Annotated in this window: 9 protein-coding genes; 6 read left to right on the top strand and 3 right to left on the bottom strand. The window is 44.4% G+C overall.

All coding sequences use genetic code 11. The features are described from left to right. Positions 1-21 precede the first annotated feature (21 nt). The 4 genes from QUB04_RS23345 to QUB04_RS23330 all read left to right on the top strand — a co-directional run bounded on the left by QUB04_RS23345 (position 22) and on the right by QUB04_RS23330 (position 13,919). Positions 22-1,464, top strand: a complete 1,443-nt coding sequence (locus QUB04_RS23345) for a cytochrome ubiquinol oxidase subunit I (protein ID WP_333288025.1) — start codon at positions 22-24, stop codon at positions 1,462-1,464. An 8-nt stretch (positions 1,465-1,472) separates the two neighbouring features. Continuing rightward, complete coding sequence (gene cydB, locus QUB04_RS23340) at positions 1,473-2,486, top strand: cytochrome d ubiquinol oxidase subunit II (protein ID WP_333288023.1); 1,014 nt, start codon at positions 1,473-1,475, stop codon at positions 2,484-2,486. 508 nt (positions 2,487-2,994) lie between these two features. Then, positions 2,995-8,373, top strand: coding sequence for an AAA family ATPase (locus QUB04_RS23335; RefSeq protein ID WP_333288021.1), 5,379 nt, complete (start codon positions 2,995-2,997; stop codon positions 8,371-8,373). A gap of 173 nt (positions 8,374-8,546) precedes the next feature. Continuing rightward, a complete protein-coding gene (locus tag QUB04_RS23330) occupies positions 8,547-13,919 on the top strand; it encodes an AAA family ATPase (protein WP_333288019.1) in 5,373 nt (1,790 codons plus the stop codon). Positions 13,920-14,154: 235 nt separating this feature from the next. Here QUB04_RS23330 and QUB04_RS23325 read toward each other — a convergent pair whose 3' ends face one another. Continuing rightward, positions 14,155-16,377: a PAS domain S-box protein gene (locus QUB04_RS23325; protein ID WP_333288017.1), complete on the bottom strand. Its 2,223-nt coding sequence runs from the start codon at positions 16,375-16,377 to the stop codon at positions 14,155-14,157. A gap of 516 nt (positions 16,378-16,893) precedes the next feature. Beyond that, entirely contained in the window at positions 16,894-18,372 is a 1,479-nt protein-coding gene (locus QUB04_RS23320; protein ID WP_333288015.1) for a leucyl aminopeptidase, read from the bottom strand. Between the two features lie 338 nt (positions 18,373-18,710). Between QUB04_RS23320 and QUB04_RS23315 the strand changes: the two genes are divergently transcribed. Then, positions 18,711-20,909, top strand: a complete 2,199-nt coding sequence (locus QUB04_RS23315; RefSeq protein WP_333288014.1) for a transglycosylase SLT domain-containing protein — start codon at positions 18,711-18,713, stop codon at positions 20,907-20,909. Between the two features lie 189 nt (positions 20,910-21,098). Here the strand turns inward: QUB04_RS23315 and QUB04_RS23310 are convergent, their stop codons facing one another. Beyond that, positions 21,099-21,596, bottom strand: a complete 498-nt coding sequence (locus tag QUB04_RS23310) for a pentapeptide repeat-containing protein (RefSeq protein ID WP_333288011.1) — start codon at positions 21,594-21,596, stop codon at positions 21,099-21,101. A 109-nt stretch (positions 21,597-21,705) separates the two neighbouring features. On the opposite strand from QUB04_RS23310, the gene QUB04_RS23305 reads away from it, so the two are divergent. Next, a complete protein-coding gene (locus tag QUB04_RS23305) occupies positions 21,706-22,050 on the top strand; it encodes a phage holin family protein (RefSeq protein WP_333288009.1) in 345 nt (114 codons plus the stop codon). Positions 22,051-22,156: the final 106 nt, after the last annotated feature.

Here is a 22,156-nt window from a genome sequence, read left to right as displayed (position 1 = left end):
AACTGAGCAAAGGATATAACGATGGATATCTTATCTAACACCGTGGCGCTATCACGGATGCAATTTGCGCTAACCGCCATATTCCATATGCTGTGGCCAGTTCTGACTACGGGAATGGGAATTTATCTGGTAATTGTTGAAGGAATGTGGCTGAAAACTCGCAATCCCGACTACTACCATCACGCTCGTTTTTGGTCTAAACTCTACGTCCTCAACTTCGGTATTGGAGTAGCTTCAGGAATTCCGATGGAATTTCAATTTGGCACGAATTGGGCACCATTTTCTGAAGCTGTTGGTGACTTTTTTGGCAGCATTTTGGGCTTTGAAGCTTCAATGGCATTTATGCTAGAAGCCGGCTTTTTAGGAATTATGCTGTTTGGTTGGGAGCGCGTTCACCCGATCGTCCATTATTTCGCTACAATCATGGTAGCCTTCGGCGCTAACCTATCCACAGTCTGGATTTTAGTCGCTAACTCTTGGCTGCAAACTCCTGCGGGCGGAGAAATGGTCAATGGCAAGTTTATTGTCAGCGATTACTTTCAAGCAATTATGAACCCGTTCGCATTAAACAGCATTCTCCATATGTTTTTTGCGACGTTAGAAACTTCGCTGTTTGTCATTGGGGGAATTAGCGCTTGGTACATTCTCAATAAGCGCAACCAAGCCTTTTTTTCCAAGTCTTTAAAAATTGCCATAGCGACCGCAATCGCCGTTGCACCTTTGCAAATATACATCGGACATTTGAGCGCCGAACAAGTCTATCACTATCAACCCACTAAATTAGCAGCAATCGAAGCTAAGTGGGAAACCTCACCAGCGGGAGACTCAGCCGATTGGACTTTGCTAGCTTTGCCTAATGAAAAAGCCCAAAAAAATGACTGGGAAATTAGCGTACCCAATGGCTTAGGATACGTTTTGGAATTTAAACAAAAACTCTCCGAACCCGTACTAGGTTTAAAGGAATGGAAGCCAGAAGATAGACCCCGGATGGTGGGTTTAATCTACTATTGTTTTCGCATCATGTCCGGGATTGGATTCTTCTTTTTAGGACTGATGCTGTTCAGTATAATTCAGTGGATGCGAGGCAAACTTTCTCCTGAAAATATTAGCAGTCAACCTTGGCTGATGCGCGCTTGGGTATTAGCTGCTCCCCTGGGATACATTGCTGTAGAATCGGGTTGGATTGTGCGCTGTGTCGGCAGACAACCTTGGGCTTTATACGGGCAAATTCGCACTGCTGATGCGGTGTCAAACATCCCCGCCAGCAATGTTTTAACTTCTCTCAGTTTCTTTGCAGTTATTTACAGCTTTTTGTTTGTTTGTGCCTTGTATTTTGGCAGCAGAATTATCCGCAAAGGCCCTAATTTAAGTCTGCCTGTGCCAGGTTTAGACAATGAACCTGCAATCGAAAGTCAACCCGCAGAACACATTCCCGATCAACGTCCCGTAGAAGCACAACAATAGGAGATTTTATGCAAGCTTTGGAGCATTTTCTCCCGCAAGTTTGGTTTGTAGTTTTGGCTTTGTTTCTCCTGCTATATGTCATGCTAGACGGTTTTGACTTAGGAGTAGGAATCCTGTCTCTGACTGCTTCCGACGAGGAACGCAGGGGCATTTTAATGACGAGTTTGGGCAACGTTTGGGACGCGAACGAAACTTGGCTGGTGTTGATGGGAGGCGCTTTATTTGGCGCATTTCCCCTGGCTTACGGCACGATTTTGACAGCGCTATATATACCAATTTGCATGATGCTTTTTGGTTTGATATTTCGCGCTGTAGCCTTTGAATTTCGCGAGCATTCTAATCGCAAATTATTCTGGAATTATGCCTTTGGTGCTGGCAGTTTTTTAGCAGCTTTAGCTCAAGGATTTGCCCTCGGTGCGGTGCTCGAAGGGATTGCGGTTGATGAAGCCGGTCACTTTGTGGGTTCTACTTGGGATTGGCTGGATTGGCGATCGATCTTGGTTGCTTTGACGCTGATTCAAGGCTATGTTTTGATCGGTTCAACCTATCTAATTATGAAAACGGAGGGCGAACTGCAAACAAATCACTATCGCACGGCTAAAATTGCGGCGGTGACAACTTTAATCGGAGCGATTTTAATTACAATTGCCACTCCGATTTTTTACGAAAGTGCTAGATCCAGGTTGTTCGAGAAACCGCTAGTTTATGTCTTTGCCACGATTCCTTTGTTGGGAGTGCTGTTGGTGGGACTGCTGCTGAAAAGTCTCGCAAGCAAGGAAGAACGAACGCCGTTTATCTGGACGATTCTGATTTTTTTGCTTACTTTCATCGGCTTGGGATTGATTGTTTTTCCCTACATTATTCCCTCGCAAATCACGATTTACCAAGCCGCAGCTTCGCCCAGCGCGCTGGTATTTATGATTGTGTTCATGGGCGTTCTGCTCCCGATTATGATTTTTTACAACATCTACAATTATGTTGTGTTTCGGGGTAAGGTTGTCGGCGGCCACTACGGGGAATAAAGCATAATACAACCGCAGATGCAGGCTAATGTACGCAGATATTATCAAGTTTATCTCCTGGTTTATCTGCGTATATTTGCGGTGAAAAATTACCAATTATTGTTTTCTGATATGATCAGAACTTACGCAACCATACTATACATAACATAGCGTAAATAGTGCGGAGTAGGCAAAGAAACTAATTTAGGATTAGCGATCGCACCTCCTGCGATTTGACCTTTGAAATTTGAAATTTGAGATTTGATATTTGAGATTGCTCGCACGGATGAGTCCGAGGGGTTGTGATTATGATGGGGAGCTTTTTTCACAGGTACACGGATGAATCCGGATGCTTGTAACCACATTGCTTTTGGTCAAATAATAGTTGATAAACATTGGGAAAAAATTACAGTTAATTCTGTCCCTAGCGAGGGTGCAGAGTTTGCGATCGCTATCTTTGTCACATTATAAAATATAATAAAAGAGAAGGTTTTAATTTAACTTTTTTATAAGAGAGGGTTAACCAGTTATGGATGCGATCGCCAATTTGTCAGGTTATCAGATTACAGAGCAACTTTATGTAGGTACACGCACCCTAGTCTATCGAGGCATCCGTACCCGTGACCAATACCCAGTCGTCCTCAAACTGCTGCGAAACGAATACCCCACCTTCAACGAGCTCATCCAGTTTCGCAACCAATATACCATTGCCAAAAATCTCGACTTCCCTCACATCGTCAAACCCCTGACGCTGGAAGTATACCACAATAGCTATGCCCTAGTAATGGAAGACTTTGGTGGAGTCTCCCTACCTACTTATCTAAAAACAGCAACAAATGAAACCCAACCATCTCAAGCTTTACCTTTAGCAGAATTTCTCCAACTCGCCATACAACTAACAGACATTATTCACTATCTCTACCAAAACCGAGTCATTCACAAAGATATTAAACCCGCTAATATTCTCATTAATCCCGACACCAAACAAATTCAACTAATTGACTTTAGTATTGCATCCCTCCTACCACGAGAAACCCAAGAAATCCAGAATCCGAATATTTTAGAAGGAACATTAGCCTATCTCTCCCCCGAACAAACAGGACGGATGAATCGAGGTATTGACTATCGTAGTGACTTTTATTCTCTGGGTGTGACCTTTTATGAATTGTTAACAGGACAGTTGCCATTTATCTCTGATGATCCGATGAAATTGGTGCATTGTCACCTCGCCAAACAGTCGAAACCTATCCATCTAATAAATCCAGAAGTTCCCATAATTTTATCAAAAATTGTCAGTAAGCTGATGGCGAAAAATGCCGAAAAACGCTATCAAAGTGCATTAGGACTCAAGCACGATTTAGAGATTTGTTTAATTCAGTTACAAAAAACAGCCAAGATAGAAGATTTTGAACTCGGAAAGCGAGATATTAGCGATCGCTTTACTATCCCCGAAAAGCTCTACGGTAGAAAAAAAGAAGTCGCTCAACTATTAGCTGCCTTTGAGCGAGTCAGCACAGGTAGCACCGAAATGATGCTAGTAGCAGGTTTTTCGGGAATTGGGAAAACCGCCGTTGTCAATGAAGTTCATAAACCCATTGTCCGTCAGCGCGGTTATTTTATCAAAGGCAAATACGATCAATTTCAACGAAACATTCCCTTCAGTGCCTTTGTGCAAGCTTTTCGCGACTTAATGGGTCAATTACTATCAGAATCGGATACCGAACTGCAAACATGGAAAACCAAGATTTTAGCAGCAGTCAGAGACAACGGACAAGTCTTGATTGACGTGATTCCTGAGTTAGAACGTATAATTGGCGCTCAACCCCCTGCAACAGAATTGTCAGGAGGCGCGGCACAGAATCGCTTTAATTTGCTAATGCAAAAATTTGTGCAAGTTTTCACGAGCAAAGAACATCCTTTAGTGATGTTTTTGGATGACTTGCAATGGGCGGATTCAGCATCCCTGAATTTGCTACAATTATTGATGCTCGATACAGGATATTTATTAGTATTGGGGGCATATCGAGATAATGAAGTTTGGCCCGTGCATCCATTTATCTTAAGAGTGGATGAGATAGTTAAAACGGGGGCAACAGTGAATACAATTACTTTGGAACCGTTAAGCGAACTAGATATGAATTTGTTGGTGGCGGATACGCTGAATTGCGAATCATCACTTGCCCAACCTTTGACAACATTAGTCTATCTAAAAACTCAGGGTAATCCTTTCTTTGCAACTCAGTTTCTCAAGACATTACATGACGAGCAGCTAATTAGCTTTAACTGGGAGATTCGGCATTGGCAGTGTGATATTGCCCAAGTGAAAGCCTTAGCTATCACTGATGATGTCGTTGAATTCATGGCGTTGCAATTGCAGAAGCTGCCCAAAGGAACTCAGTATGTTCTCACATTAGCTGCTTGTATAGGATCACAGTTTGATTTGAATACGTTAGTAATTGTCAGTGAGAAATCTGCTGGAATGATGGCTACGGCTTTATGGAAAGCATTACAGGAAGGTTTGGTGATTCCCACGACCAAAATCTATAAGTTCTTTACCGAATCGGATAGTGATGAAGTTTTCAAGGCTTCAGCTAATCCAACTTATCGATTTTTACACGATCGCGTCCAGCAAGCCGCATATTCGCTAATTCCCAATTCACAGAAAAAAGCAACGCATCTCAAAATCGGACAATTACTTCAGCAAAATTCTTCAAAAATAGAGCTAGAGGAAAAACTGTTTGATATCGTCGGGCATTTGAATCGAGGAATTGAGTTAATCACCCAAGCGAGCGAACGGGAAGCCTTAGCTCAACTTAACTTAGAAGCCGGTTGTAAAGCCAGAAATTCAACCGCCTACACGGCAGCCAGAGTTTATCTGCAAACAGGCATTGATCTACTAACAGCCAACTGCTGGCAAAGCCAGTATGAATTAACCCTGAACCTCTATGTTGCGGCTGCCGAAGCTGCCTATTTGAATGCTGACTTTGACAGCATGGAAGAGATAGCAGCACAAGTGTTGCAAGCAGCCCAGACAATCTTAGACAAAATCAAAATTTACGAAATTCAAATCGCTGCCGAGACAGCACAGAGCAAGTCACTAGAAGCCATTGCAGTAGCAAGAGATGCACTCTGGCAATTGGGCATTGAATTACCCACCGCACCTGACGAAGCCTTGATTAGCCAAGCGCTACAAGCCGTTGCTAGCCAACTCCAAGGTAGAACGATTGAGGAACTGGTGGATCTGCCTGTGATGAGTGATCCTCAGACTCAGGCAGCTATGCCAATATTGGCCATGTTATTTGCACCCATTCTCCAGGGAATTCCAGGCTTAGTGCCCCTACTTAGCTCCACGATGGTAAGTTTATCGCTCTCCTTTGGGAATGCACCCGCATCGACGGTGGGCTATGCGATTCACGGACTTGTATTAAGTGCTTTTTTGGGAGAGGCAAAAACGGGCTATAGCTTTGGTAAATTGGCACTCTCATTGCTCGATCGGGTAAATGCACGAGAATTTAAGTGCATTACTCATAATATGTTTGGGGCATTTATTCAGCATCATCAAAATGCTATGAGGGCAGGGCTACCAACGCTGAAAGAGGGCTTTATAGCTGGCATGGAAACTGGCGATTTTCTTAACGCTGGCTACAACATAGCTACTTACAGCTACATCAACTTTTACGGTGGGGTAGAACTGGATACTTGGGAACCGGAACTGGCTGTCTACAGTGCTACCTTGGCTCAGGTGAAGCAATATTCGGCTCGGACTTATTTGCATATGGAGCGGCAGATGTTGCATAACTTGAGGGAAGTCGTCAACCAGCCGGATTGCTTAATCGGAACTGCCTATGATGAAACGGTGATGATTCCTAAGCACTATCAGGATCGTGAATTCAGTGCGATCGCCCTTGTCTACATTTACAAGCTGCTGCTTGCCTACTCATGGGGCAATTATCCGGCTGCCTTAAACCACATTGGTCAAGTCAAGCCGTATGTGATGGCATTATCGGGATTGCTTCATGTTCCTGCTTTCCATTTCTATGCAGCCCTGACGTATCTGGCAGTGTTTTCCACACAGCCAGAAACCGAGCAAGCTGAAACTCTCGCCCTAGTGGAAACCCATCAAACGACTCTGCACCAGTGGGCGCAAAATGCTCCCATGAATCATCTGCATAAGTGGTATTTAGTTGAAGCAGAACGGCAGCGGGTTTTGGGTTACAAGGCAGATGCACTTTCCATGTACGATCGCGCCATCCGACTAGCTCAAGATCATAAATTCCTCAACGAAGAAGCCCTCGCCAACGAACTAGCAGCGAAATTCTACTTGGAATGGGGCAAAGAAAAAGTAGCTCAAGCCTACATGATTGAAGCGTATTATTGTTATGCCCGCTGGGGAGCTAAAGCCAAAATAGATGATTTGGAAAAACGTTATCCTCGCCTACTCGGTATTATCCTTCAGCAAGCTCAATCCTTTAGTTCCTTTAAAGAAACGATCGCCCGGGGAACGATTACTTCTACTCACTCTTCTAGCAGCAACTCTGATTTTCTAGATTTGCCTACTCTGATCCAAGCCTCTCAAGCCATCTCTGGGGAGATTGAACTAGATAAACTCCTGACTACTCTCCTAAAAATAGCGATCGCGAATGCTGGCGCTACTAAGTGTGTCTTATTGCTCAAACAAAAACAGTATTTACAGGTAGCGGCGCTTGTAGCAGAGGGACAGGAACCTGAGCTATTACCATCAATACCTCTAGAATCAAGTCAGGATGTAGCAATTAGTTTGGTTAACACTGTCAAGCGTAGTTTGAAACCTTTGGTAATAGTTGATGCTAGGGTAAGTTCCCAGGTTGGGAGCGATCGCTATATTGAACAGCACCAGCCGATCAGTATTCTTTGTATTCCAATTCTTAATCAAGGGCAGTTGATAGGAGTTTTCTACCTGGAAAATAACCTGACGGTTGGCGCATTTACGAGCGATCGCATTGAAGTGCTAAATTTGCTGGCTTCTCAAGCTGCTATTTCCTTAGAAAATGCCCGTTTGTATCAAGAATCTCAACAAGCATTTACAGCTCTCAAGCAGGCACAAATAACAATAGTTCAAAGCGAAAAGATGTCAGCTTTGGGAAACTTAGTGGCTGGGATTGCTCACGAAATTAATAATCCCGTTGGTTTTCTGGGTGGTAATATTCAACCCGCCTTAGATTATATCAAAGATTTGTTTGGCTTGCTCGATTTGTATGAACAAAAATATCCACAACTCGATCCAGAGATTCAAGAAGAAATCGAGAACATCGATCTCGAATACATCCGGGAAGATTTACCGAAATTAGTAGGTTCGATGCGGGAAGGCGTGAAGCGCATCCGGGATATTAGTACCAGTCTACGGACATTCTCCCGTGCGGATACTAACTATCCCGTAGCTTGCAATATCCACGATGGCATCGATAGCACCATTATGATCCTGAAACATCGCCTCAAGGCTAACGATACTCGTCCAGAAATCAAAGTAATTAGGGAATACGGGAATTTGCCACCCGTGGAGTGTTATGCCGGACAGTTGAATCAAGTATTTATGAATTTGTTAGGTAATGCGATCGATGCTTTGGATGAATCAAATCAAGGAAAAGATTATGCAGAAATTATCAATCAGATTACAATTAAAACCGACGTTGTAAGCGATAAAAAACAAGCAATTATTTGCATTAAAGATAACGGTGTGGGCATGAGTGAGGCCGTGCGAGAGAAGATTTTTGATGAGTTATTTACTACCAAAGAAGTCGGGAAAGGTACGGGCTTGGGATTGGCGATCGCACGGCAGATTGTGGTTGAGAAACACGGCGGTACAATAGAGGTAAATTCTGTATTGGGAGAAGGGACGGAGTTTACAATTTTCTTGCCGATGAAAGGATAAGACTATCTTGATAGATGACAATCTTTCTCTTCAAAGGTGAAAAAGAATAAAAGCGGTAGAGTCGATCGGCTGGGGATGTCGCAGTTCTATTTTCCTCAGACTCGACCAATAAAAGTATATACTTAGTTACAAGAGTCAATGTTTGAGATGGAGTAATCCATAGGAGTACCGCAGTGGATTTGACAAACCGAATTTCTGGATATCATCTGCTTGAGGAACTATACTGCGGTTCGAGAACCCTAGTTTATCGAGCCATCCGAGAAAAAGACCAGCTTCCGGTTGTCATCAAACTATTAAATCGAGACTATCCCAGCTTCAGCGAACTGCTGCAATTCCGCAACCAGTACACCATCGCCAAAAACCTACGTCTGCCTGGAGTAGTTGAACCCTACAATTTGGAGTCCTATCGCCACAGCTATGCCCTAGTAATGGAGGATTTTGGCGGTATTTCTCTGCGAGAGTACGCCCAAGAGCACTCGCTGACTCTGGCAGAAATATTGGAAATTGCCATTCAAATAACTGACATTCTTCATGGACTCTATCAGTATCGAGTCATCCACAAAGATATTAAGCCAGCTAACGTCCTGATTCATCCCGAAACTAAACAAGTCAAACTGATTGACTTTAGCATCGCCTCCCTACTTCCGAGAGAAACTCAAGAAATTCAAAACCCCAACGTTTTAGAAGGAACCCTCGCGTATATTTCTCCCGAACAAACTGGACGAATGAACCGAGGCATAGACTATCGCACCGACTTTTATTCTCTGGGAGCCACCTTTTACGAACTGCTGACAGGAAAACTGCCATTTGAATGTGACGACCCGATGGAGTTGGTTCACTGCCATATTGCCAAACAACCTCCTTCAATAAACAGCAAAGAAATCCCGCAGGTGGTGTCGGATATTGTCATGAAGCTGATGGCAAAAAATGCCGAAAAACGCTATCAAAGTGCCTGGGGATTGAAACATGACTTAGAAAGGTGTTTGCAGCAGTGCCAAGAAACTGGAAAAATTGAAACTTTTGAGTTAGGAACGCGCGATGTATGCGATCGCTTCCTAATTCCCGAAAAGCTTTATGGTCGAGAAACTGAAGTATCAACTCTCCTGCAAGCATTTGATCGAGTGAGTGTGGGTGCAACAGAAATGATGCTGGTAGCAGGTTTTTCGGGAATTGGTAAAACTGCGGTTGTCAACGAAGTTCATAAACCGATTGTACGTCAGCGTGGTTATTTCATTAAAGGCAAATATGACCAATTTCAACGTAACATTCCCTTTTCAGCCTTTGTACAAGCCTTCCGGGATTTAATGGGGCAATTATTAACTCTAAGCGATGCTCAAATCCAACAGTGGAAAAATAAGCTTTTAGAAGCTGTTGGGGAAAACGGACAAGTAATTATTGAAATCATCCCCGAATTAGAAAAAATTATTGGTCCACAGCCACTCCCCATAAAATTATCAGGAACGGCAGCCCAAAATCGCTTTAATTTATTATTTAAAAAATTTACTAAAATTTTTACCAGCTTAGAACGTCCATTAGTGATGTTTTTAGATGATTTGCAATGGGCCGATTCAGCATCACTAAATTTAATGCAGGTTTTAATGGGTGATACAGGTCATCTTTTATTAATTGGTGCGTATCGTGATAATGAAGTCCACCCCGCACATCCATTAATGTTGACTTTTAGTGAGATTCAAAAAACACGAACCACGATTAATACGATTAGTTTAGCACCCCTCAATCCAGTTACAGTGAATCAATTAGTTGCTGATACCCTTAAATGTACAGAAAGTGTGGCATGGAATTTTTCGGGATTGATCTATCAAAAAACTCAAGGAAATCCGTTTTTTGCCACTCAGTTTCTCAAGGCATTACATCAAGATAAACTGATTCATTTTAACTTTACTGAGAGTTGTTGGCAATGTGATATTGCACAAGTAAATCAGCTTGTGGTTACAGATGATGTAGTTGAATTTATGGCGTTGCAATTAGAAAAACTGCCTCCCTCAACTCAACAGGTGTTACAGCTAGCTGCTTGTATAGGGAATCAGTTTGATTTGGCGACGTTGGCGATCGTTTCAGAACAATCCCCAATCGAAGCGGCTGCAAGTTTATGGACAGCCATGCAGGAAGGTTTGATCTTACCCCAAAGTGAAGTTTATAAGTTTTATGTTGGAGAAGAACCTCAACCAGTTGACCAAGAAAATTCTGAGATTGTTGCATATAGATTTTTACATGACCGAGTGCAACAAGCGGCGTACTCCCTAATCCCCGCCCATGAAAAACAAACCGTTCACCTGAAGATTGGACATTTACTCCTGAGTAACACACCTGAAAGCAACCGGGAAGAACACATTTTTGAAATCGTCAGTCAACTCAATGTTGCTGCTGAATCAATCGCCCAATCCGCAGAACGTCAAACATTGGCGCAATTTAACCTGATGGCAAGTCGCAAGGCAAAAGCGGCGAGCGCCTATACTTCCGCCTGCAAATATGCCCAGGTGGGTATTGGGTTACTCACTCAAAACAGTTGGCAGCATCAGTATGAGTTGACCCTAGCACTCCATCAAGTCGCCACAGAAGCCGCCTATATGAGTGGTGATTTAGAGCAGATGGCAGCCAATGCCCGCCTTGTCCTAAATCATGCCAAAACCCCATTAGATCAAATCAGCGCCTATGAAGTGAAGATTGAGGCATTGACTACTCAGGGTCAATTTACTCAAGCGATCGCGGCGGCACTTGGGATCTTAAAGCAATTGGGAGTGGAACTGCCCGCAGTCCCTAGCGAGGAAGATGTGGCGGCTGCCTTTAGTACCGTCTCAGATGCGATTGGAGAGCGTTTACCTGGTGAGTTACTCAACCTCAGCCAAGCAAGGGATGTGAACATCCTGGCAGCGGCTCGAATTTTGACAACGGTAGCACCCTGCGCTTATCTGTCTTTGCCACGGTTGTATTTATTGGTGATTTTAAAAAAGGTTTATCTGTCCGTCGTGTATGGCAATGAGTCAACCTCGACCTTTAGTTATGTCTCTTATGGGATATTGATGTGTGGTGTGTTGGGAAACGTTGAATTAGGTTATGAATTCGGTCAGTTAGCCCTCGACCTGCTATCACGTTATCCAAATTCCGAATTAAAGGGGAAAACTTTATCAATGGTCTATGTGTACACCAGGCATTGGAAAATGCACCTGCGTGAGACATTACACCCCTTGCAGATGACCTATTGTAGTTGTTTAGATGTAGGCGATTTGGCTTTCGCGGGCTACTGTGCCTATAACTACGGTTTTTACTCCTATTTTGCAGGGCAGAATTTAACGCAACTGGAGCCGGAAGTTGCCGGATATTGTGAAGCGCTCAAGCACCTCAAGCAAAATCTAACTCTGACTTATTCCCAGTTGACTCGACAAATTCTGCTGAATTTAATGGGGGATGCAGATAACGTGGTGCTGTTGAGCGGTGCAGCGTACAATGAACAGCATCAACTTCCATTACATGAAACAACGGGCGATCGCACCGGATTAGCATTGCTTTGGGTTAACAAACTGGTTTTGTCCTATCTGTTTTCAGAGTTTGAACAAGCTGTAGAACAGGCTGGGCAGGCAAGACAGTATTTGGATGCTATTCTTGCTTTTTTCTATGTACCAATCTTTCATTTCTATGAGTCTTTAGCCCAATTAGCATGGTTGGGGCAACTCTCAGAGCCAGAACAGCAGCAAATGAAAGAAGGCATCGCGGCCAACCAAGAAAAACTCAAATACTGGGCAATTTATGCGCCCATGAATTTTTTGCACAAGTTTCATTTAGTCGAGGCGGAACGAGAGCGAGTACAAGGTAATAAAGCTGAGGCAATAGATTTGTACGATCGCGCCATCCAACTAGCTAAAGAAAATCAATTCCTCCAAGAGGAAGGATTAGCCAACGAATTAGCTGCCAAGTTCTATCTAGATTGGGGCAAACAAAAAGTTGCCGCAAGCTATATGCAGGAAGCGTATTACTGTTATGCCCGTTGGGGAGCAAAAGCCAAAATAGAAGACCTAGAACAACGCTATCCTCAATTACTTGGGCCCATCCTAAATCAGCCAAAACTTCGTTTTAATCCTCTAGAAACGCTGGCAACGATTAGCAAGCCTTCACAGACTTCTAGCAATAGCAGTACCAGTATTTCCGATGCCCTGGATTTCGCATCTATTGTGCAAGCTGCTCAAGCTTTATCCAGTAAAATTCAGCTTGAGGAATTGCTCAGCACCCTCAATCAAATTATTTTAAAAACTTCGGGCGCAGAAACTTGTGCTTTGCTACTCCCCCATCAGGATGAATGGCAAATCCGGGCAATCACTCACATCAATCCAGATAACGAGTTACCCACAACCCTGCTGCAAAGCCAACCTCTGAATGGCTCTGTGGTGATTCCGCTCAAGCTGGTTTATTATGTCAAACACACCCTGGAAACTGTGGTTATTGAAGGTGGCAAGACGGATATTCCGGGTTTAATGAATGACTGTACGCTCCAGTATCACTCTCAGAGTATGCTATGTACTCCGATTCTCGATCGCGGGAATTTAGTTGGCATACTTTATCTGGAACATCGATCGACGAAAGGAGTGTTTACTCGCGATCGTCTGCTCATCCTCCACTTCCTCTGCACTCAGGCTGCCATTTCCCTAGAAAATGCGCGATTGTATCAGCAAGCGCAGGACTACGCCCACCAGGTGGAACAATCACAACTGCAATTAGTGCAGAGCGAAAAAATGTCGGCGTTGGGGAATTTAGTGGCCGGGGTTGCCCATGAAATTAATAATCCAGTTGGATTTATTTCTGGCAATATTCATGAAGCGATCGCCGCCGTCAAAGATATTACAGAATACTTGCAACTCTATCAAGAAAAATTTCCCTCTCCGGGTGAGGAGATTGAAGAAAAAGCAGAAGAGATGGACATTGAATATCTCTTAGAAGATTTACCCAAAATGTTGAATTCGATGCAAGTCGGGTGCGATCGCATTCAAGGTATCAGCACCAGTCTTCGTACCTTCTCCCGCGCCGACAAAGATTACAAAGTTCCTTTCAATATTCATGACGGAATTAACAGTACGATTTTGATTCTCAAACACAGATTGAAAGCGAACGAACAGCGTCCAGCGATTGAAGTTGTCAAAGACTACGGGAACTTGCCCTCAGTGGATTGCTTCCCCGGACAATTAAATCAGGTGTTTATGAATATCTTGGCAAATGCCATTGATGCACTGGATGAATCAAATCTGGAACCGAGTTTAGAGAAGATTAAAGCCCCAGCCCATTGCATCACGATTCGCACAGAAAGACAGTCTAAGGAGTGGGTGACGATTCGCATTTCTGACAACGGCCCAGGGATAGCAGATGAGATAAAAGGTCATATTTTTGACCACTTATTTACAACTAAAGGTGTGGGGAAAGGCACGGGATTGGGTTTGGCGATCGCACGGCAGATTGTAGTTGAGAAACACTCTGGTATGCTAGAAGTCAACTCAACTTTAGGTAGAGGTACAGAATTTATAATTTCACTGCCATGTTGAGCATTACCTTGGTAATTTATATCGTTTCCGGTTGCATCGGAATGATTTAACCGCAGAGGGCGCAGAGAACGCAGAGGGAGAGAATACAGAGATGAATAATTCCGATGCTACCGGATTTGATCTTATAGCCAATTTGGGGATTTTTCTTGAAACTTAAAAGTTTTTTACACCCCACTTTACAATTTATAGTGAGCGATAACTTTTGCCAAATTCTTGATTCTTCCGTCGCACTAATTCATAAAGGAATCTCGATCGCAAATTCCGTACCTTCTCCTACGCTGGAACGGCAGCTTAAGGCTCCGGCGTGTTTTTCCGCGACAATTCGGTAACTGATGGCTAACCCCAAACCAGTGCCTTTTCCCATCGGTTTTGTCGTGAAAAACGGGTCAAATAATCGGCTCCGCACGTCTTCTGTCATGCCGATCGCATTATCGGAAATGCGGATGCAAATACTATTTTCGTTCAGGGCTTCTGTGTGAATGCTAATAGTTGGTTTCCAATCGTCGCAGCCCGCTGCTGCTCGCCTTTTTTGGTTGCAAGCATCTTCCAAGGCGTCAATACTGTTGCTAAGCAGGTTCATAAATACCTGATTAAGCTGACCTGCATAACATTCAATTAAAGGGATTTTACCATAATTTTTGATTATTTGAATTTCGGGATAGTCGCCTCTGGCGCGCAGTTTGTTGTGCAAAATTAGGAGCGTATTGTCTATGCCTTCGTGAAGGTTTGTAGGCTTTTTTACCGAGTCGTCTAAACGCGAGAAATTTCGCAAGCTCAGAACTATTTCGCGAATGCGATCGGCTCCCATTTTCATGGAAGATAATATTTTTATTAAATCTTCTCTCAGAAATTCTAAATCGATATTCTCAATACATTGTTGAACTTCTACCACGGGCTGAGGATAGTGTTTTTGGTAAAGTTCCACAAGCTGCAACAAATCTCTGATATATTGGCTGGCGTAGGAAATATTGCCGTAGATAAAACTGACAGGGTTATTAATTTCGTGAGCTACTCCAGCTACCATTTGACCGAGACTTGACATTTTTTCGGTATGAATTAGGTGAGCTTGAGTTTCTCGGAGTTCTTTGAGAGCAATTTCTAGCTGCTGAGCTCTATTGTTGGCGATCGCCTCGGAGAGCCGCAAAGCATCCTCCGCTGCTTTGCGCTCTGTTATGTCAAAAATGGCGCCGTTGAGAGATAAAACTTCACCGTCTGCGTTGAAAAGGGCTTGACCTTTCTCTGCAACCCACCGCACGTTTCCGTCGCAGTGAATTAGGCGATATTCGATGATGTAAGGTTGTTTTGTCTTAATAGCTTGAGCGATAATTGTCTCGATCTGCTCAACGTCATCGGGATGAACTATACTCGGAAAAGCCTGCACCGGTTTTTGCATAAAGTTAGCTGCAGGATAGCCGGAAATAGCTTCTATGCCACTGCTGATAAAAGTTAGGCTCGATCGCCCAGCAGCACTGCACCGATAAACCGCACCGGGAATGTTAGAAACTAATGACCTAAATTCTTCTTCTCTTTCTCGCAAAGCTGCTTCAATCCGCTTGCGTTCGCTAATGTCGCGAGCAAACGCGCACTGATATTCTTTGCCGTTATATTCCAAATGGTTGATCGTAATTTCTACCGGAAAAATGCGACCGTACTTAGTGAGGTGGTGAACTTCAATATTAACCGAACCGCAGCGTTTTAAGACTTTCCAGTGCAAACTCCAAGCAGTTTGGGGAAAATCTGGATTGATGTCGTGCACCGTCATCGAGAGCAATTCTGCTTCAGAATATCCCAATGAAGTGCAAGCAGCGTCGTTGACGTACAAAAATTTACCGTCGGGCCCGATCCAGAATATCGCATCTGCCGATCGGTCGATCGCAAATTGAGTCAGTTGCAACTTTTCCTCAACCCGGTGGCGATCGGCAATTTCTTTTTCTAACTGTTCGTTAAGCGAATTGAGAGCTAAAGTGCGATCGACAATAGTATCTGAAGAATAAAAATTGAGCGCTTGTTTTGCCAATTCTCCTTTCTCGATATCATGCTGGTGCTGATTTTCTTCTACCTCTTTTAACGATATTTGTTGAAATTTTTCTTTTTGATTTAAACCAGACTCGGCAAGTGCTTTTGGCATGAGGGCGAGGGCGATTGCGGCTAAAAGCCAAGAAATCAAAGCACTTGCAGCTTTGAGAGTTACCGACAGCCAATATATGGAATGCCAAAGCGTCCAAACTTCCGTCAATTTAGCCGCGCCCCAAGCAAAAAAAACAACCGCAAACAGCCGGAAAATCTTGCGGTGAGAACCTTGGCGGGTAAAATAAACTAAAGATAGGGCGATCGAGCAATAAGCCAGTGCCGTCAGCGAGTCAAAAACAGCGTACAGTCGCAACTCCGGCACCACGTTGCAGGCGAGTGTAGAAGATAAAGCAAGTGTGGAAAAAAAAATTGTTAATTGTTCTTGCATAAAGTTCAAGAAAAAAATTATCTGTACCAATGCAAATCAGATCAAATCTAATTATTTGATTTCGGCTAATGAAATATTTACATAATTATATACTTTTTTCATTTTTTATGAAACAGCGATTTTTTCAGGAAATGTCAAAACAGTCGAGGTGGGGCCCTGGGAACGAAGCTTTGCCCAAGTATGAGCAATGGTGAGCCTCACGGCTAGCAACGCTTACGTTGCTCCCTGTGACGGAATACATATAGCCTTTCTCAGAAAGATGAGGTACTCATGGGCATAGGGCATAGGGCATAGGGCATAGGGCATAGGGCATAGGGCATACCTCACTTTTTTGAGAACCGCTATAGGTTCGTCTACTGATTGCTTCCGAAACATTTAAATTGTTAATGATCGCTATTAAATTTTCTTTTAGATGACTTAAGCAGTGAGCCAGCGGTTAAAAACCCCTGGCTCACAGATGGACTAGCAGACTTTTAAGGCAGAGAAAATCTCAATTTTTCCGCTGGAAATCCACAATTAAGCACCGCCCAGCGCCCAATGCACCAAAGTCCGAACTCCAAAACCGGTAGCCCCAGGGCCATTGTAGCCATTTTCTTTGTCAGTCCAAACCGTGCCGGCAATATCTAAATGCGCCCAAGCAGTATCCTTTACAAACTGCTTCAAAAATAGCGCCGCCGTAATCGAACCGCCGGGACGTGGCCCTGTGTTTTTCATGTCGGCGTGCAATGCTTTCAAGCCCTCAAAATATTTTTCTTCCATCGGCATTCGCCAAAATTTTTCGCCTGCCAATTCTGAGGCGGCGACTATTTCGGCGGCGACGCTATCTTGAGGACTCCACAAACCCGCGATATCGTCGCCTAAAGCAATTACGCAGGCACCGGTTAGAGTTGCTAAATCGACAATTGCGTCAACTCCCAATTTATCAGCAAATACCAAAGCGTCAGCCAGGGTTAAACGACCTTCAGCGTCGGTATTGTTGACTTCAATTGTTTTGCCGTTGGAAGCTGTGAGGATGTCTCCTGGGCGCATGGCGCGGCCGCTGATCATGTTTTCAGTGACGGCGCTGATAAAGTGAACTTCCACATCGGGTTTGATGTGTCCGATCGCCTTTGCCGCTCCGAAAGTAGCCGCAGCGCCGCCCATATCTACTTTCATCATTTCAATGCCGCTGCCGGCTCCTTTGATGTTCAAACCGCCAGAATCAAAGGTCAATCCTTTGCCCACAATTGCTATTTTGCGGCGCGGTGTGCCTTCGGGTTTGTAAGTTAAATGGATGAATTTAGGGGGTAAATCAGATGCTAGGGCTACGCCGAGAAAGGCTCCCATTCCTAGTTTTTCACAGTCTTCCCGCTCCAATATTTCTAATTCTAAACCGCATTCTGCAGCTAGACTTTGAGCGGTTTCTGCCATTGTAATCGGGGTGACAAAATTGGCCGGCGCTGCGACTAATTCCCGTGCTAAAATGACTCCGGCAGTGATTTGGCGGGCGCGGACGATCGCACTTTCGGTACCGGCAAAACCAAGCAAATGAATTTGTTCGAGTTGCGGGCTTTTGTCTTCCTTTTCCGATTTGAAACGGTTGTCTTGATTCAGGGAGAGTTCTACACCTTCGGCGATGGCGCTGGCTGTAGAATCCGGCGCGTTTTTCCACACCGGAAAGCTAATTCCGAGGGTTTTGCATTTCTCTTTTTTGGCTAACTTGGCGCAAACGCCCGCAGCTTGCCGCACGGTATCTAATTTTAAGTCCTCTGTTTTGCCCAAACCGACGATCGCAATTTTGCGAATGGGATTATTGCCGCCGACGCGGGTAATGGCGCTCGTGCCCACTTTGCCCTTAAAATCTACTTCCAGTAGCAGCTCTTTCAAAGTGCCTGCAAGCTTTTCATCTAATTGTGCCAGTTCGCCGGTGAGTTCCAAGCCGTCCTCAAATAGACCAATTGCCAGGGCGTCTCCTGTCCAAACAGAGCGGGGCGTATCGGTGACTAGAAATTCCATGTTTTGATTTACACTTTAGATTTTAGATTTTTGATTGTACTTTGTACTGGGTGGTTTGGGCTTTTTTCTTGGTGCGGGGAAATAGATCGATCGCACAAATTCTCCGCTCCACATCAAAATAAATTCTGCTACTATATCAGCCAAGTCCGCCTGCGATCGGATCTTCCACCAATCTCAATCATCTGTTTGGGGGTCGGCTGTCCGTTTTTGCCCCACTATTAACATTTATTTCTCCTTGAACAGGCATCCTGCCTGTGATGGCGTAGAACACCCATCCTGCCTCTGATGGCTCTTGACAAACGATCGGTTCTCTATATCTTATTCTCTTAAATTTTCCCATGCTAAAACGACGCCGGGCCCGATTTTCTGTTTTAATCAGCGTTTCAGTTTGCGTTATTGCGATCGGCTCTTTGGTTGCTGCGATGAAATGGATGGGTTTTGGCTCGATCCAGAAGGCTCAGCAGCCCCAGAATGCAGCGAATTCCGAATCGCAAGTCAAGATGCTGGTGTCGCTGTCACCGAGCGAGCGATCGGCGAAATTAGTTGAACTCGCAACCAGTCAGTCTGCAAGTACGAACCCGCAGCAGGAAATCTCCCCTCAAAGCCGCGCCCGCTACCTGCTTGCCAGCGATTTAATTCAGCAAGGAAATGCGGCCAAAGCATTAAAGTTATTGGACAAATTAGAGCAAGAATATCCGGTTTTAGCTGCTCACATTGCCCTAAAAAGGGCGCAAGCTTACCAATTAAGCGGCGACAAAGGCAAAACTCAAAAAGCTTGGGAGGAACTGCTCAAAAACCATCCGAACGACCCGGTAGCAGCGGAAGCTTTATATGTTTTAGGCAAGTCAAAACCGGAATATTGGCAACAGGCAATTAGTGAATTTCCTGGTCATCCCCGCAGCGTAGAAATTGCCCTCCGCAAGTTAAAAGAAAATCCCAATCAGCCGCAGTTGATGCTGCTCGTAGCAAAACACGGTCATTATGTCAAAGATTACGGGACAATTTTGGAACAACTGGTGCAGCGAAACAGCGCCGGTTTGAAACCGGAAGATTGGGAAGAAATTGCCTTTGGCTATTGGGAAAAACAAAATTACGGCAAAGGAGCTATTGCTTATGGGAAAGCTCCCCGCAACGCCAAAAATCTTTACCGCAAAGCTCGCGGTTTGTGGCTCGACGGAAAAATCCCGGAATCGAGAATTGCCTATCAAGAATTAGTGCGCGAGTTTCCCGATGCCGAAGATACTGGTTTGGGTTTAATTCGCCTGTCGCGGCTGAGCGAACCGAAAGAAGCGATCGTTTTGCTCGATCGAGTTATTAGCAAATTCCCCAATTATGCCCCCGAAGCTTTGTTAGATAAATCCCAACTTCTCGACAAAGCAGGCAGCGGTCAATCCGCCTCAGATACCCGCAAGTTGCTATTGACAAAATACAATAATTCTGATAAAGCAGGCGAATTGCGGTGGACGATCGCCCAGCAGTTTGCCAAAGGCGGAGATTTAAAATCAGCTTGGCAGTGGGCGAGAGAATTAACCACCCACAATCCCGACAGCGAACAAGCTCCAGAAGCAGCATTTTGGGTCGGGAAATGGGCACAGCAACTCGGCCGCCAACAAGACGCCAAGACTGCGTTTGACTACACGATCTTACGCTATCCAGAATCATATTTTGCGTGGCGATCGGCTGTACTTCTCGGCTGGCCCGTAGGCGACTTTACCACAGTCCGAGATTTGTCTCCCAATGTAGTGCGGCCCCCTCAGCGCCCCGAACCAACTGCCGGTTCTCCTGCGTTGAAAGAACTCTATCAATTAGGTCAAGATAGAGATGCTTGGACGCTGTGGCAAGTAGAATTTATCGACCGCGTAGAACCAAGTATTGCCGAACAGTTTACCGACGGTTTAATGCGAGTTGCAGTCGGAGACAATTTAGACGGTTTGTGGATGGTTGGGAGTTTGCGGCAGCGCGATAAACCAGATGATAGAACCCAATACCTCGAACTCAGACAGCAACCGATTTATTGGCAAGCACTTTATCCTTTTCCTTACTTAGAAACCATTGTCAAATGGTCAAAAGAACGCACAATAAATCCCGTCTTAGTAACTGCATTAATCCGGCAAGAATCGCGGTTTATGCCCGCCATCAAATCATCAGTTGGCGCTACCGGTTTAATGCAAGTAATGCCGGAAACAGGAGCTTGGGTTGCTCAACAAATCAGCCTCAAAAAGTATTCTTTGGAGAATGTGGACGACAACGTTAAACTCGGTACGTGGTATTTGGATCACACTCACGACGAGTACAAAAATAACTCGATGTTAGCTGTGGCGAGTTATAATGCCGGGCCAAATGCAGTAGCAGATTGGTTGAAGAGGTTTAATTTTAGTGACCCGGATGCTTTTGCGGAAAAGATTCCGTTTCCTGAAACGAAAGGATACGTGAAATCGGTGTTTGAGAATTACTGGAATTATCTGCGGATTTACAATCCAGAAGTTAATCAGTTGATGAGTGAGCATTATGCCGCTGCTCAGAAAAAAGCAAAGTGAATTATTCGTGGTGTGGGGGCGGGTTTATCTAAATTGTTGGTAATTGTTAGATATTTTTGGTGGAACCCGCCCCTACAAAATATGGTTTCGTAGGGGCGGGTTCCACAAACCATAGTCGCCCCAAACAAACAATCTCAAAAACCCGCCCCCACCCAACAAACAATCATCAGTAATTGACCGGAGATGATATCAGCGGCAGCCCAAAGAATCGCGAGTAGAAATCCCTGTTTGAGAATTAATCCCGGTTGCCTTTGTACACAATTCTTTAACTTGTGATCCGTCCAGAATTGCATCAGTAAAGTCAGCGCCGGTGATATCAGCTCCATCAAAAGTAGAACGCAGCAAAATTGTTTCTGCTAATATGGCATCACTTAAATCGGCCTTAGTAAATTTAACTTGATCAATCATTGCATTAGTTAAATTTGCTCCGTGCAAATTCGCCTCAGTCATCACCGAAGCGCTCATAATTGCTCCCCGCAAATCGGCATTAGAAAAATTAGTCAAGTCCATATTAGCGTTAGAAAACTCAGCAGCCCGCAGCATTTGACCGGAAAAATCGCGTCTTGTCAGTTCGGCGTTGCTAAAGGACAACGGCGGAGCGTAATATTTAGATTGAGCCTGGGCTGGCTGCGGCAGGATGAAGATAGTTAGCGCCAAGAGGAGTGCTGCTAGTTGCCGGAGTTTCATAAGCCTGATATTCTCGCAAGGTGGGTATTTCGTAGTGTATCCCGAACTTTGGTCGATCGACTAAACAGTTAAAATCTGAATTAATAGTGATGGAGATGGAAAAAAAGATATGCTAAGTTTTTTCTTAACTTGGATAGTAGCCGCAGTTTCGTTGGTCATTACCGCTAACATTGTACCAGGTATGGCGGTGGTTAGCTTTCCGGCGGCGATGCTGGCTGCTGTTGTTATCGGATTGGTGAATGCGGTTGTCAAACCAATTATTACATTGCTGACGCTGCCTTTGAGCATTATTACTTTAGGTTTGTTTTTATTCGTTGTGAATGCAATTTCGCTTTCCCTGGCTTCCTGGTTAGCGAGTGCGTTCAGTATCGGCTTTGCGGTTAACGGTTTTTGGCCGGCTTTGGTGGGTTCCATTGTGTTGTCATTCGTTTCTGGGTTAAGAACTGCTCGATAATCTCTACCCATACCTGGACATTACTACCGTTTTTGTTCAGATATCAGACATAACTGTAACCATCTTTGCGATGGATGGCTTTACAGTAATCGAGCCTTACTGAAAA

This window comes from Microcoleus sp. D2_18a_B4 (assembly GCF_036702475.1).
Taxonomy (GTDB): domain Bacteria; phylum Cyanobacteriota; class Cyanobacteriia; order Cyanobacteriales; family Microcoleaceae; genus Microcoleus.
Note: the sequence above shows the minus strand (reverse complement) of the source record. Positions and strands in the feature narration are given on the sequence as shown.